This is a genomic window from Gallaecimonas kandeliae (assembly GCF_030450055.1).
GTDB lineage: Bacteria > Pseudomonadota > Gammaproteobacteria > Enterobacterales > Gallaecimonadaceae > Gallaecimonas > Gallaecimonas kandeliae.
Map to the genome: position 1 here is coordinate 3,167,491 of NZ_CP118480.1, position 13,694 is coordinate 3,181,184.

General features: G+C 64.9%; 11 protein-coding genes. 7 read left to right on the forward strand and 4 right to left on the reverse strand.

Features of this window, described 5'->3' with window-relative positions; all coding sequences use genetic code 11:
• Positions 1-152: 152 nt before the first annotated feature.
• Complete coding sequence (locus PVT67_RS15710) at positions 153-947, forward strand: 5'-nucleotidase, lipoprotein e(P4) family (RefSeq protein ID WP_301495228.1); 795 nt, start codon at positions 153-155, stop codon at positions 945-947.
• 29 nt (positions 948-976) lie between these two features.
• On the opposite strand, the gene PVT67_RS15715 is transcribed toward PVT67_RS15710, so the two are convergent.
• Positions 977-2,137: a trans-sulfuration enzyme family protein gene (locus tag PVT67_RS15715; RefSeq protein WP_301495230.1), complete on the reverse strand. Its 1,161-nt coding sequence runs from the start codon at positions 2,135-2,137 to the stop codon at positions 977-979.
• 17 nt (positions 2,138-2,154) lie between these two features.
• Positions 2,155-3,168: an isopenicillin N synthase family dioxygenase gene (locus PVT67_RS15720; protein ID WP_301495232.1), complete on the reverse strand. Its 1,014-nt coding sequence runs from the start codon at positions 3,166-3,168 to the stop codon at positions 2,155-2,157.
• A 318-nt stretch (positions 3,169-3,486) separates the two neighbouring features.
• Between PVT67_RS15720 and PVT67_RS15725 the strand changes: the two genes are divergently transcribed.
• The 6 genes from PVT67_RS15725 (at position 3,487) to zapE (ending at position 9,466) form a co-directional block, all read left to right on the forward strand.
• The gene (locus PVT67_RS15725; protein ID WP_301495234.1) at positions 3,487-3,864 is read left to right on the forward strand and encodes a BlaI/MecI/CopY family transcriptional regulator; all 378 of its coding nucleotides are present in this window, start codon (positions 3,487-3,489) and stop codon (positions 3,862-3,864) included.
• A complete protein-coding gene (locus tag PVT67_RS15730; RefSeq protein ID WP_301495236.1) occupies positions 3,857-5,065 on the forward strand; it encodes a TonB family protein in 1,209 nt (402 codons plus the stop codon). Before PVT67_RS15725 ends, PVT67_RS15730 begins: the two co-directional genes overlap by 8 nt.
• A gap of 66 nt (positions 5,066-5,131) precedes the next feature.
• Positions 5,132-5,851, forward strand: coding sequence for a hypothetical protein (locus PVT67_RS15735; protein WP_301495238.1), 720 nt, complete (start codon positions 5,132-5,134; stop codon positions 5,849-5,851).
• Positions 5,852-6,082: 231 nt separating this feature from the next.
• Positions 6,083-6,649 carry an alkyl hydroperoxide reductase subunit C gene (gene ahpC / locus PVT67_RS15740; RefSeq protein ID WP_301495241.1) on the forward strand — a complete coding sequence of 189 codons (567 nt, stop codon included), beginning with the start codon at positions 6,083-6,085 and terminating at the stop codon, positions 6,647-6,649.
• Between the two features lie 91 nt (positions 6,650-6,740).
• Entirely contained in the window at positions 6,741-8,291 is a 1,551-nt protein-coding gene (gene ahpF / locus PVT67_RS15745) for an alkyl hydroperoxide reductase subunit F (protein WP_301495243.1), read from the forward strand.
• An 83-nt stretch (positions 8,292-8,374) separates the two neighbouring features.
• Positions 8,375-9,466, forward strand: coding sequence for a cell division protein ZapE (gene zapE, locus PVT67_RS15750; protein WP_301495245.1), 1,092 nt, complete (start codon positions 8,375-8,377; stop codon positions 9,464-9,466).
• Between the two features lie 2 nt (positions 9,467-9,468).
• On the opposite strand, the gene PVT67_RS15755 is transcribed toward zapE, so the two are convergent.
• Together PVT67_RS15755 and PVT67_RS15760 are read right to left on the reverse strand one after the other, a co-directional pair.
• Positions 9,469-11,001 carry a tetratricopeptide repeat-containing sulfotransferase family protein gene (locus PVT67_RS15755; protein WP_301495247.1) on the reverse strand — a complete coding sequence of 511 codons (1,533 nt, stop codon included), beginning with the start codon at positions 10,999-11,001 and terminating at the stop codon, positions 9,469-9,471.
• Positions 11,002-11,064: 63 nt separating this feature from the next.
• Positions 11,065-13,314, reverse strand: coding sequence for a TonB-dependent receptor (locus PVT67_RS15760; protein ID WP_301495249.1), 2,250 nt, complete (start codon positions 13,312-13,314; stop codon positions 11,065-11,067).
• Positions 13,315-13,694: the final 380 nt, after the last annotated feature.

The window sequence follows — 13,694 nt, forward strand, 5'->3', positions numbered from 1 at the left end:
CAATGAAAAGCCCGCCATATGGCGGGCTTTTCGTGCCTGGTCTTTGCGGCTGCTGGCCAGGGCGAGCCGCTCACAGCTCGGCACGGCTTCGCCTAGCGGCTGTCCATCAGTACAATAGCCGCAGGATGGATAACAACAACATTGAGGAAGCAATGAATCGCTTTGTACTGGCGCTGCCGCTGTTGCTGGCCGCCGCAGCCCCCCAGGCCAAGACGGCCCCGGTGGATCTCCAGAGCCAGAACACCCAGGCCGTATTGTGGATGCAGGATTCCGGCGAGTACCGGGCCCTTTGCTACCAGGCGTTCAACCTGGCCAAGCTGGCCTTCGACCAGGCCCTGGCCAACCACCAGGGCAAGCTGGCGGTGATGGTGGATCTCGACGAGACCATGCTGGACAACAGCCCCTACAGCGCCTGGCAGATACTGGGCCAGCAGCCCTACAGCGACAAGAGCTGGGACACCTGGGTCAACAGCATCCAGACCGCCGCCCTGCCCGGCGCCGTGGATTTTGCCAATCATGTGACCCTGGCCGGCGGCACCGTCTTCTATGTGTCCAACCGCTCGGCGCGCACCTTCGACGCCACGGCCAAGAACCTGGTTCAGGCCGGCTTCCCCCGGGTCGACAGGGACACACTGCGCCTCAAGACGACCACTTCCGACAAGGCGTCCCGCCTGGCCGCCATACAGGCACAAGGCTACCAGGTGGTGTTGATGCTGGGGGACAACCTCAACGACTTCCCCGAACTGGGCACCTACCACCAGCAGAACGCCGAGCGCGAACTCGCCGTCGACGCCCACCAGGCCGACTTCGGCAACCGCTTCATCCTGCTGCCCAACCCTTCCTACGGCGACTGGGAGCCCGGCCTTGGCAAGGACTACTACCAGCTGAACGACGCCGGCAAGGCCAGGTTGCGCCAGCGCAGCCTGAGATCCTGGTCAGGTAAGTAAAAAAGCCCGCCGAATGGCGGGCTTTTTTGTCAGTCCTGAAGGGCTTGTTTGAGGTCGGCTATCAGGTCATCGGCGTCCTCGACGCCGATGCTGAGCCGCACCAGGTCGTCGCTGACCCCGGCGGCGGCGCGGGCTTCACCGCTCATGGCGGCGTGGGTGGTGCTGGCCGGGTGGCAGGCCAGGCTCTCCAGATCCCCCAGGCTCACAGCCTGGGTAAAGAGCTCCAGCTTGTCGAGGAAGCGGGCGCAGGCCTCGAAGCCGCCTTCCAACTCGATGCTGACCATACCGCCGAAGCCGCGGCTGACCTCGCCCAGCACCTGGTGGCCAGGATGACTGGCAAGGCCGGGGTAGATCACCTTCTTGACTCCAGGGTGGGCATCCAGGAACTCGGCCACTTTACCGGCGTTGTGGAGGTGGGCGTCCATGCGCAGCGGCAGCGTCTTGACGCCGCGCTGCAGCAGGTAGGCCTCCTGGGGCCCTATGGGGGAGCCAATATGCTTGAGGGCCACGGTGCGGACCTTGGCCATCAGTTCGCTGCGGCCGGCCACCACCCCGGCGATGATGTCGCCGTGGCCGCCCAGGTACTTGGTGCCGCTGTGCATCACCAGATCCACCCCCAGCTCCAGGGGGCGCAACAGGTAGGGGGTCAGGAAGGTGTTGTCGCAGACGGTAACGGCGCCAACCTTCTTGGCCGCCGCCACCACTTTACGGGGATCTATGACCTTGAGGTTGGGGTTGGTGACCGTCTCGAACAGCACCACGCGGGTAGCGGGGCTGATGTTGTCCAGCAGCTCCTGGTCTGAACCGTAGCGGCTGATGGTGATGCCGGCCCGCACCAGGGTCTGTTTCAGGAAGGCGTCGGTGCCGCCGTAGAGGGGATCGACAAAGGCCACCTCGTCACCGCTGTCAGCCAGGGCATACATGATGGCCGAGACGGCCGCCATGCCGGAGGCCACTACCAGGGCTTCGTCAGCCCCTTCCATGGCCGCCAGCTTCAGCTCCAGCTCGGCGGTGGTGGGGTTGGCAAAACGGCTGTAGATGAAGCCAGGGTTCTGGCCGCTGAAGCGGGCCTTGCCCTCTTCGGCGGTGAAGTAGCTGAAGGTACTGCTCTGGTAGAGAGGGGTGGTCAGGGCCCCCGTCTGGGGGTCCAGTCGTTGACCCGCGTGGACGCTCAGGGTCTTGAATTTCATCTAGGGCTCCGTCTAAGTCAGGCCGAGGCGCGCATCAAATCACTATAGTGGCGCTCGGCCACGTCGGTGTGGGAGCGCAAGCGTCCCTTGAGGACGTTCTCCCCCACCTCATAAAACAAGGGGTTGGCCGGGTCGCTCTCCGGCCCCCTGGCCTGGGCGGCCAGGCGTTCGGGCAAGGCCAGCAGCGGCACGCGGCTGTCCAGCCTGGCAGCCATGAAGAAGGCGCAGGAGTAACGCTCCACGCCTCCCTGGGGGCTCACCACCCGGTGCAATGTGGCCCGCAGGTAACCGTTGGAGGCCAGCTCCAGCAGCTCACCGATGTTGACCACGAAGGCCCCTTCGATGGGCTCGGCGCTCACCCAGCCCTCTTCGGTCTGCACCTCCAGGCCGGACTGGCCGTCCTGCATCACCAATGTCAGGTAACCGGGGTCCTTGTGGGCCCCTACCCCCTGGCGACTGGCCTGGCCTTCCTGGCCGGGATAGCGGATCAGCTTCATGTGCCGGTAAGGGCCGCCGTCGATGTTTTCGGCAAAGACAGCCGGGTCCTGTTCCAGGGCCTCGGCAAAGGCCTTGAGCAAGGTGACAGTAATGTCACTCAAGCTGTCCTGCCAGGCCAGCAGGGTTCCCTGCATCTGCGGCAAGGCCGCCGGCCACTGGTTGGGCCCGTAAAGGCGCTGCCAGGGTGCATGCAATTCACCGGGGACCAAGGCTTTTTCCTCGGCCATGATATCAAATTGCTCGCGCATGTCGGGTTTACCGCGGGTGATTTCCCCTTTCATGCGGGTGTAACCACGAAAATGCGGCGAATTAGCCATCTGGACTTCCAGCTTTTCTTTTTCCGGCAAGGCGAAAAAGGTTTTAGCCAATGCCAGTATGGCTTTTTGTTTTTCCAGCCCCAAGCCATGGCCGGTCAGGTAAAAGAAACCGACGTCGCGGGCAGCGGTACGCAGGTCCTTGAGGAAGGCCTGGCGCCGCTCGGGGCCGGCATGCAGGTCGCGCAAATCGAGGACAGGCAGGGCAGGCTTTTTCATCATTGCCTCCATCTGGGCCAAAAACAAAAAGGGCTGAAAACGAAATTGCCGCCGATCCTAGGCCGCTCAACTTCTGACCGGAAAGAATCAATTCTTATGAGCTAGAGGGAAAAAGGATATGAGGATGTCGGGATATCTTTCCTTTTAAACGTATGGCCGTCCAAATTAAAAAAACTGGCTTTTCCCGCTCCACCACCCAAAAAGCCCCAGGCCCTTCTCCTTTTTCACAAGCCGCTGCCAGGGCTGGAAAATTTTTCTTGCGCCATCCGATTACATCTGTAATTACTATGTCTATTACAACTGTAATCGAGGAACGAGATGCAGAACGTCAGCAACGCCGAGTTCGAGGTCCTGGAAGCGCTCTGGGCCGCCGGGGAGCCGGTGCCCGCCAGCACAGTGGTGGAGCACCTCAACCAGCAAAAGCCCTGGCACGAGAAGACGGTCAAGACACTGCTCAACCGCCTGGTGAACAAGGGTTGCGTGGGTTTCGAGAAAGACCAGCGCCGCTACCTCTACCAGCCGCTGCTGGACAGGGACAGCTACGTGCGCACCGAGAGCAAGGGCCTGCTGGACAAGCTGTTCGGCGGCCGCCTCAGTCCATTGGTGGCGGGCTTTGCCAAGGACAAGGCCCTGAGCCGTGAGGACATCGACGCCCTCAAGCGGCTGATCGACAACTGGGAGCAGGACCATGACTGACTGGTTGCTGGCCCAAAGCCTGCCCCTGAGCCTGGTGCTGGCCGTCCTGCTGCTGGCGGGCCCGGTCCTGCAGCGGCTGAGCGGGGCCATCACCGCCTACCGGCTCTGGTTGCTGGCGCCCGCCACTTTGGTGCTCGGGCAAGTAGCCGGCCTCTGGCCCCATCTTCCCAAGGCCCCGCTGCAGCACTACCTGATCACCGGCAGCCACGCCCTGGCCGCGGCCATGCCGCCGGATTCACCCCTGCCCTGGCTCTGGGCCCTGGGCGCCAGTGCCCTGCTGGCCTTCGGCCTGGTGAACCACTGGCGCTTTGGCCGCCGCTTCCACAGCAGGCCCTGGCAGGGCAGGCTCGGCCAGGCCGAGGGCCTGACAGTGCTGAGCTGCGAGGGTATATCCAGCCCCTTGCTGAGCGGGCCCCTGCCGACCCGGCTGCTGCTGCCGGCCGACTTCGAGCGCCGCTACAGCCACGAACAACAGCAACTGGTGCTGCGCCACGAGCTCTGCCACTGGCGGCGCGGCGACCTCTGGTGGAACCTGCTGGCCCTCGGCCTGCTGCTGGCCTTCTGGTTCAACCCCCTTTGCTGGCTGGCCTACCGGCGCTACCGCCGGGATCAAGAGCTGGCCTGCGATCAGGCCGTACTGGCCCAGGAGGGCAAAAGCACGCGCATCGCCTACGGCAAGGCGCTGATCCAGAGCCTGGAAGGCCCCCAATACCAGGGCCCCACTTTGCTCAACTACATCGATAAGGAAAGCATGATGGAAAGACTGACCCAACTGCAGAAAAGTCCCCTGGTTCCCCGCTGGCGCGCCCTGGCCGCCACCGCCCTGGGCCTGGCCCTGGCAAGCGGCGTCGCCCTGGCCGGCCAGGACAACGGCAAAACCGGCGCCGACGGCCCCAGCCCCATCTACAGGGCCAACCCCCGCTATCCGGTCAAGGCCGTGGCGGATGGGACCACCGGCTACGTGGTAGTGAGCCTCGACATCACTCCCCTGGGCACTGTCGCCAACCCCAGGGTGGTCAAATCCGAGCCGGCCGGGGTCTTCGACAAGGAAGCCCTCAAGGCCATCAGCCAGTGGCGTTACCAGCCCAGCGCCAAGGGCAGCAAGGACGTGCAACTGCAGATGAACTTCGCCCTGGACGATGGCGCCGCGCCCAAATCCCATGTCAAAGCCGACCAGGAAAGGATCGACGTCGGCGCCTGAGCCATCAAGGCAGCGCCCCGGCGCTGCCCCTCTCTCTCCCAGATGCTGTTGGAGTTCACAAGGATGATGAAAAAGGCACTGCCCCTGGCCTCGCTGCTGCTCCTCGGCGCCTGCGCAAACAAGAGCCAGGTACTGGTCTACCCCCTGGCCACCTCCGAGAGCTACCTGCAGCAGAGCCTCGCCGCCCTCCGCCAGGACGGCTTCAAAGCCCAGGTCCGACAGGGCACAGCTCCCTCCGACCTCGACAGCACGGCCCTGGTCTACGGCCCAGGTGAGGCCAGCCGCCAAGATGCCGTCAGGCTGCAAGCCCTGCTCCAGCACCTTGGCCAGCAGCAGGTCCAGCTTATCCCGCAGCGGCTCGACAACTACCTATTCACCCCCGGTCATCTCGGCCTTTATCTCTTCGAGCCGGGCAGGACCCTGGACAGAAGCCAAGCCGCCTTGGGCACCACCGACGGCAGCAACCAGTACCACAACGAAGGTTGCGGCAGGGGCGACATGACGCTGATCCTGAACGACAACGGCCGCTACCGCTTTGTCCGCGAGAGCTGGGACGAGCAGAAAGGGGATTACGTGGAGGAACAGGCCGACGGCGACTGGCAACAGGAGGCTGACAAGCTCAGCCTGTCCAGCCAGGAAGGCAGTGCCATTTTCGTGATGCGCCATGAGCTGGTAAGCGAAGGCGGCAGCCGCTTCCACCTCGTCCGCCTGCAGCGCCAAGGCGGCTCTTCACAGGCCCTCTTCGACGGCTGCTCCCTGGTCATGCGCCTGCGAATGGGTGGTTAGGCCTGGGCGGCGCTGCCATTTGCCTGTCGCCGCCATCGCAAATCCCTGACCCCCGGTAGCCACTTCGAGCCGTCCTCCTTCTCCAAGCCCTTGTTCTTCAAGCTCCTCTTCGGACTAACCATCGCTTTTACCTATTTCATCTATAGGTTTTTACAATTTTATTCGATTGAAAAAGCCGCTTAGGATGACAGCCGTCTTAAGGGAAAACCCATTAACCATCGAGGAGACAGCATGTCCATTTCCATCAACAGCGAAATCAAGCCCTTCAAAGCCACCGCCTTCAAAGACGGTAACTTCGTGGAGATCACCGAAGCCGACGTCAAAGGCAAGTGGGCCGTTTTCTTCTTCTACCCGGCCGACTTTACCTTCGTCTGCCCCACAGAGCTGGGCGATCTTGCTGATCACTACGCCGAACTGCGCGATCTGGGCGTCGAAGTCTTCTCCGTGTCCACCGACACCCACTTCACCCACAAGGCCTGGCACGACAGCTCCGACACCATCGGCAAGATCGCCTACTACATGGTCGGCGACCAGACCGGCACCATCACCAACAACTTCGGCGTGATGCGTGAAGGCCAGGGCCTGGCCGACCGCGCCACCTTCGTCCTCGACCCCCAGGGTGTGGTACAGGCCGTCGAACTCACCGCCGAAGGCATAGGCCGCGACGCCTCCGACCTGCTGCGCAAGTTAAAAGCCGCCCAGTACGTCGCCGCCCACCCCGGTGAAGTCTGCCCCGCCAAGTGGAAGGAAGGCGAAGCCACCCTGGCCCCCTCCCTGGACCTGGTCGGCAAGATCTAAGACCCGGCTTTAAACACAACCCGGCTCGCCTCGGCCTTGGCCTGGCGGCGGGCCGGGTTTTTTACACCCCGAATTTAGCGAAGGACAAGCCATGTTAGACGCCACTCTGAAACAGCAACTGGACAGCTACCTGCAGCACATCAAGCAGCCGATCGAACTGAGCTTGTCCGCCGACAACAGCCCCAAGGCCGAGGAACTGCGCGCCCTGGCGGTCGAACTGGCCGCCATGAGCGGCAATATCAGCCTTATCGAGGCCCAGGCGCACCGCAGCCCCAGCCTCGGCATTGCCCCTTCAGGGGAGGCCCCCAGGGTCAGCTTTGCCGGCATTCCCTTGGGCCACGAATTCAGCTCCCTGGTGCTGGCCCTGCTGCAGGCCGGCGGCCACCCGTCCAAGGCCGACCCCAAGCTGCTGGACCAGATCCGTAACCTCGAAGGGGAATACCACTTCGAGACCTTCATCTCCCTGTCCTGCCACAACTGCCCGGATGTGGTGCAGGCCCTGAACCTGATGGCGACCCTCAACCCCAATATCCGCCATGAGATGATCGACGGCGCCCTCTTCCAGGACGAGGTGAATGAGCGCCAGGTGATGGCGGTGCCCGCCGTCTACCTTAACGGCGAGCACTTCGGCCAGGGCCGCATGACCCTGGAAGAGATCCTGGCCAAGGTCGACACCGGGGCCGCCGAGCGCCAGGCCAAGGCCCTGGCCGATAGCGCCCCCTTCGACGTGCTGGTGCTGGGCGGAGGCCCGGCCGGCGCCGCCGCCGCCATCTACGCCGCCCGCAAGGGGATCCGCACCGGCCTGGTGGCCGAGCGCTTTGGCGGCCAGGTGATGGACACAGTCGGCATCGAGAACTTCATCTCAGTGCCTTACACCGAAGGCCCCAAACTGGCCGCCGGCCTGGAACAGCACCTCAAGCAGTATGGTGTGGAGCTGATCACCGGCCAGCGCGCCGCCGCCGTGCGCCGCGGTGAGGGCATAGAGCTGGAGCTGCAAAGCGGCGCCAGCCTCAAGAGCCGCAGCCTGATCCTCGCCACCGGCGCCCGCTGGCGCGAACTGGGGGTACCGGGCGAGGCCCAGTACAGAACCAAAGGCGTGGCCTACTGCCCCCACTGCGACGGCCCCTTCTTCAAGGGCAAGAAAGTGGCGGTGATCGGCGGCGGCAACTCCGGCATCGAAGCGGCCATCGACTTGGCCGGCATCGTAGGCCATGTGACTGTGCTGGAATTCGCCGACACCCTGAGGGCCGACCAGGTGCTGGTCAACAAGGCCAAGTCCCTGGCCAACGTCGACATCATCACCAACGCCCAAACCACTGAAGTGCTGGGCGACGGCAGCAAGGTCACGGGTCTTGCCTACCGGGACCGCATCAGCGGTGAGGCCAAAGTGCTCGAGCTGGCCGGCATCTTCGTGCAGATAGGATTGGTGCCCAACACCGACTTCCTGCGAGGCAGCGAAGTGGAGCTGAACCGCATGGGCGAGGTGATCATCGACACCAGGGGCGCCACCTCCATGCCGGGGGTCTTCGCCGCCGGCGACGCCACGACAGTGCCCTACAAGCAGATCGTCATCGCCATGGGGGCCGGGGCCACGGCGGCGCTCAGCGCCTTCGACCACCTCATCCGCAGCGACGCCGCTTAAAGCAAGAAGGCAGCCTGATGGCTGCCTTTTTTCATGGCGCTGCCTTGTTATACTGCCGCCATCCTTTCCCCTGCCGTGTCGCCATGTCTCCCTTAGAGCGTTACCAAGCGCAGCTCCAGGCCCCCAATTTCGCCGCCGATCCCGCCCAGCAGCAGGCGGCGCTGGCCCTGGATGCCCTCCATTCGCAGCTGCTGGCAGGCGCCAGGCCCAAAGGCCTTTACCTCTGGGGGGACGTGGGCCGCGGCAAGACCATGTTGATGGATCTGTTCCACGCCGCCCTGCCGGAGGGCCAGAAGCGGCGGATGCACTTCCACCGTTTCATGGCCTGGGTCCATGAGGAGCTGAGGAGCGAGAGCGGCCACGCCGAGCCCCTGCGCCTCATCGCCCGGCGCCTGGCCAAGGGCTGCAAGGTGCTCTGCTTCGACGAGTTCTTCGTCAGCGACATCGGTGACGCCATGATCCTGGCCCGCCTCTTCGAGGCCCTGTTCGACGAAGGCCTGGTGCTGGTGGCCACCTCCAACATCCCCATAGGCCGCCTCTACGAAAACGGCCTGCAGCGGGATCGCTTCCTGCCCGGCATAGCACTCTTGCTGGCCCACTGCGAGGAGCTGCACCTGGACGGCGGCGAGGACCACAGGCTGCGCCACCTGCGCTTTCAAAAGACCTGCTTCCTGCCCGGCGAGGCGGACTTCAAGGAGTTGTTCCAGCGCCTGGAACCCGGTGCGGCAAGCCAGGATCCCCTCGGCGTCTGTGGCCGGCCCATCCCGGTTATCCGCGCCGGGCGGCAGGCGGCCTGGTTCGACTTCGAGGCCCTCTGTGGCGGGCCCCGCTCGGCGCTGGATTACATCGAGCTGGCGGGGCGCTTTCGCACCCTGCTGGTGACGGGGGTGCCGCTGCTGGGAGGCGAGGCCAAGGAGTGGATCAAGGCCCGCGGCACCGAAGACGGAGTGGAGGCCATCGCCACCGGCGAGCGGCAAGTCCGTTACGCCGTGGGGGACGATCCGGCCCGGCGCTTCATCGCCCTGGTGGACGAGCTCTACGACCAGCAGGTCGCCCTCTACCTGGAGGCGGCGGCCCCGCCCGCCGAGCTCTACCTGGGCGGCGCCCTCACCTTCGAATACCGCCGCACCCAGAGCCGCCTCACCGAGATGCAGTCAGCCGAATACCTCGGCTGAGCTCAGAGGGCAAAGCCCTGGCCGGCGGCCCAAGGCCCCAGCCAAGGCTGGTAGTGGCGCCACTCGTCTATCCCCTTCCGGTGTATGCCCTGGCGCACCTGGGCGGCGCTGGCCGTGGCCACCCCCCGAGCGCTGTCGGTGGACAAGGGCCCGGCCAGGGGCGCCAAGCCCAACCAGTCGAAGATCCCCGCCATCTGCGCTTCGGGCGCCGCCACCAATGCCTCGTAATCGACCGTCATCATCCGCGCCGGTGCCCGGGGCTGCCAGTGGCCGGCCAGGGTTTCCTGGGCTCGGTAATAATGGGCGGCGCTGTCCAGGCTCTTGCCAAGGGCGATGGGAAAAGTCAGGAAACGGCGGTAGTTGGCCCAGCAGGCGGCGACGGGGGCGCGGCGGATATAGAGGATGCGGGCGTCCGGCCAGTGCTGGAGTATGGGCCCGAGGAAAAGGCCGTTGAAGGGCAGCTTGTCGGTCAAGAAACGCCGGCCCTGGGGCAGGTGGCCGCCGAGCTGGGCATAGCGGCGGGCCAGGCGCTCGCCGTCGAGGCTCGGCAGCCTTGCCAGCAACTCCTGGTCCAGGCCGTCCTCGCTGCGCACCCCGGCCAGCTCCTGCAAGGCCCGCGGCAGGGCCAGCTGTTCACCCCCCAAGGCGATGTCCGGGTGGTTGCCCAGCAGCTGCTCCAGCAAGGTCGAGCCGGCCCTGGGCAGGCCGACGATAAAGAGCGGCGCCGGCCGCCCCGCCACCGCCGCCAGTGCTTGAGGTGCCTGCCCCTGGCAGAGCTGCGTTACCGCCTGGTCCAGCCGCGGCTCGTCATAGCGAAGGCCCGGGGCCAGCAGCTCCCTGGCCTGGGTCAAGACGACGAAAGCCCGCTCAAACTGGCCGAGATCGTCCAAGGCCTTGGCCAGGGCTATGCCCGCCAGGCCCCTGTCCTGCCCCTCAAGCTTTTCCCAGAGCCCTTCCAGGGCCGTCAACTCGGGGCAGCCTTCGCTGAATTTGAGGATCTGGCCCCTGGCCCAGTGGGCCAGGACAGAGCTAGGCGCCAGGGCTATGGCCCGGCCGTAGGCGGCCAGGGCTCCTTGCCTGTCCCCCAGGAAGTTGCAGGCCGCCCCCAGGTGCTGCCAGCCCCTGGGTTCCGCTGGCGCCAGTTGGGTGACCCGCTCGAAGCAGGCCCGGGCGAGATCGTGCCGCTCCAGGCGGCTGGCTACATTGCCCAGGGTGTCCCAGTCCTGGGCCCGGCCGCCGGCCAGCCCCAGGGTTGCCGCCAGCACCTTGAGGGCCGGCGCCATCTGCCCCGCCTCGAACAGGAAACGCAGGAACTGGGCCCTGTAGTCCAGGCGGCCCGGCGCCAGGCTGATGGCCTGCTGCAAGGCCGGGGCGGCCTGGGGCAGCAGGCCCTGCTGCCAGAGGGCCAGGCCCAGCAGGAAATGGCCCTCGGCCTGGCCGGCGTCAGCGGCGACCAGGGCGCGGGCGGCCTTTTCCAGGGCGGGCCAGTCCTCGGCCTTGAGGGCCTGTTCGGCAAGATGAAGTGGCTGGGGCATCACTAAAGCTCGTTCTGGGGCATGGACAGAGAGTAACAAAAGGCCCCTTGCGGGGCCTTGGGATCAGAAGCGGTATTGCAGCTCGGCGCCCACCGTCAGGGGCCTGTTGATGAAGTAGAACTGGCCCTGCTCGCCGTAGTCCCGGGCGCCGCGGGCGCCCACGTAGGCGTAACGGTTGAACAGGTTGTTGGCGTAGAGGCGCAGCATCCAGTCATCCAGGCTGAAGCTGGCGGAGGCGTTGACGATGGCAAAGCCCGGCAGCTTCTGGTCGTCGGCGTTACGGGTGCCGGGGTTGTTGTTGACCCTGGTATGCACCGAGCTCTTGGCATAGAGGCTCAGGGTGTAGCGGCCTTCGACGCTGCCGTAGTCCTGGATCAGGGTGGCGCTGACGTTGCCTTCGTGGCGCGGCACGCCGGGCACCCGGTCACCGTCCTTGCCGTCCAGTGAGGGGGCGTCCTCGGCCAGGCGGGAGTCGGTGTAGGAGTAACCGGCCGTCAGCAGCAGGCCACGCACCGGGGCGTAGACGGATTCCAGCTCCAGGCCCTGGGAGCGGGCCTTGCCGCCGTTGACGGTGATCGGGATGGAGCCCTCGGCGGTCTTGCCCGCCACCTGGATGTCTTTCCAGTCGATGTAGTAGAGGTCGCCCTGGAAGCTCAGGCTGCCGCCCAGCCAGTTGCTGTGCCAACCCAGCTCGTAGTTGTCGACGGTGTCCGGGGAGTACTGCTTCTCGGCGTCGGTGAAGGACACCTGGCCGCCGGCGGGCACGCCGTTGGAGCCGCCGCGGCGGAAGCCCTGGGAATAGAGGGCATAGACGTTCACGTCGCTGGTGAAGTGGTAGAAGGTGCTGAACTTGTAGATGACGTCGCTGTTCTTGCCCTCACCCAGGGAACAGTCCGGCTCTATGCCGGTGCCGGGGCGCTCGTAATAGAGGGGGAAGTCCAGGCAGCTGGTCTGGTTCTGCTTGAGGTGGAAGGCGCGGGCGCCAAAGGTGGCGTCCCAGGCGTCGGTGAGGCGGTAGGTCAGCTCGCCGAACAGGGCCGTCTCGGTGGCCTTTTCCTTGTTGTCCTCGTAGTACTCGATGTTGTCCGGGCGGTCCAGGCCGATGAACTGGGGGTAGCCGGGGGTGTACTCGATGGACCTGTCGTGGTTGTTCTCGTGGCTGTAGTAACCACCCACCAGCCACAGCACCTTGCCGCCGTCGTCGTTGGAGGCCAGGCGCAGTTCCTGGGTAAAGGCCTTGTTGTCCACGTCTTCATGGGTATAGGCGGAGAACACGGGGTAGTCGGCGTAGCCGGGCCAGATGGAGGTGATCAGCAGATCGGTCTGGTCCCGCTGGCCCTTCTCGGTGAGCTTGGTGTGGCTGGTGGAGGAGGACAGGGTGGCGAAATCCAGGTCCCAGTTCAGCTCCAGGCTGGTGAGATCCACGTCGCGGTTCAGGGGCTCTTCATAGCGCAGGCCGTTGCTGTACTTGTCGCCGGTGAAGGCCGGGTTGACGGCGGTGCGGCCGCCCACGTTCTGGGACTGGACCAGGTGGGTCAGGGTGGCGTCGAAATTGTCGGAGGGGGAGTAGCGCAGCGCCACCCGGCCGTTGAAGGACTCCTCGTCGTCCACGTCCTTCTTGGGACCCTTGATGATGTCGGGGTAATCCACGAAGCCCGAATCTTTCTTGTAGCTGGCCGCCACCCGCAGGGCGAAGTCGTCGCTGCCGAGGGGCAGGTTGGCGGCGCCATAGAGCTCACCGCTGGGGTTGCTGGCTTCCTTGACCTGGTAAAGCTTGCCGCCCACGTAGCCGTCGGCCTCGCCGATCTGCGGCTTCTTGAGGATGTAACGCAGGGTGCCGCCCAGGGAGCCGGCGCCGTAGAGGGTGCCCTGGGGCCCGCGCAGTACTTCCACGTGGTCGATGTCGATGAGGTTCAGGTCCACCAGCAGGGGGGTGTCGTTGACATAGACGGAGACGGTGCCGCCGTTGCCGCCACCGTCGTTGGAGGACAGCTCGTCCACCGTCAGGCCACGCATGATCATGGGCTTGTCGTTGCGCGGGCCTGTGTCGATGACGGTCAGGCCGGGGATGGCGTAGCCCAGATCCGCCAGGTTGTTGATGCCCTGCTCACCCATCTTGTTCGCATCCAGCACGCTGATGTTGTAGGGGATCTCGTCGGTGGTGGTGAGGCGGCGCGACGCCGTGACCTGGATGCGCTCGACGCTGGCGTCGTCGGCGCTCTCCTCGGCGTGCAGACTCAGCGGCAGGCTGAGGGCGGCACCCACGGCCAGGGCCAGGGGCGAGAGGTTGGCCAGATAGGCAGGCTTGTTCATCGATGTCATCTCCCGGGGCAAGGCAAAACGGCGAAACGCCCCTCTGATGAGCGGCGCCTTATTGTTCTTTCATTATGGCTGCCGTATCCCCTTGTGGGCCCCGGCGGGGCACCTTGATGGCAGCAAGCAGCAAGGCTCGGGAGACGGCGCGGCGACATTATATTCAGAACAAATAAATATGAAAGCGTTTCGCATAAAAACCCAGTCACAATTTCAGGAGGCTAGGACTCACTCAGCAGTCATCAGTTGCAATAAGGGAAGTAAATGAGTTGCCTGGGCCGTCACGAACAAAGCCAGCCGCATAGCCGCCCGCAAGGTAGGTGCGGGGTAAAACCCCTTGTCCGGCCAACAAAAAAAGCACCGCCAGGCGGTGCTTTTTA

Excerpts from the sequence above, each read along its gene's own strand:
- PVT67_RS15710 (WP_301495228.1), top strand. The coding sequence starts at position 153 with ATGAATCGCTTTGTACTGGCGCTGCCGCTGTTGCTGGCCGCCGCAGCC.
- PVT67_RS15715 (WP_301495230.1), bottom strand. The coding sequence starts at position 2,137 with ATGAAATTCAAGACCCTGAGCGTCCACGCGGGTCAACGACTGGACCCC.
- PVT67_RS15720 (WP_301495232.1), bottom strand. The coding sequence starts at position 3,168 with ATGAAAAAGCCTGCCCTGCCTGTCCTCGATTTGCGCGACCTGCATGCC.
- PVT67_RS15725 (WP_301495234.1), top strand. The coding sequence starts at position 3,487 with ATGCAGAACGTCAGCAACGCCGAGTTCGAGGTCCTGGAAGCGCTCTGG.
- PVT67_RS15730 (WP_301495236.1), top strand. The coding sequence starts at position 3,857 with ATGACTGACTGGTTGCTGGCCCAAAGCCTGCCCCTGAGCCTGGTGCTG.
- PVT67_RS15735 (WP_301495238.1), top strand. The coding sequence starts at position 5,132 with ATGAAAAAGGCACTGCCCCTGGCCTCGCTGCTGCTCCTCGGCGCCTGC.
- ahpC (WP_301495241.1), top strand. The coding sequence starts at position 6,083 with ATGTCCATTTCCATCAACAGCGAAATCAAGCCCTTCAAAGCCACCGCC.
- ahpF (WP_301495243.1), top strand. The coding sequence starts at position 6,741 with ATGTTAGACGCCACTCTGAAACAGCAACTGGACAGCTACCTGCAGCAC.
- zapE (WP_301495245.1), top strand. The coding sequence starts at position 8,375 with ATGTCTCCCTTAGAGCGTTACCAAGCGCAGCTCCAGGCCCCCAATTTC.
- PVT67_RS15755 (WP_301495247.1), bottom strand. The coding sequence starts at position 11,001 with ATGCCCCAGCCACTTCATCTTGCCGAACAGGCCCTCAAGGCCGAGGAC.
- PVT67_RS15760 (WP_301495249.1), bottom strand. The coding sequence starts at position 13,314 with ATGAACAAGCCTGCCTATCTGGCCAACCTCTCGCCCCTGGCCCTGGCC.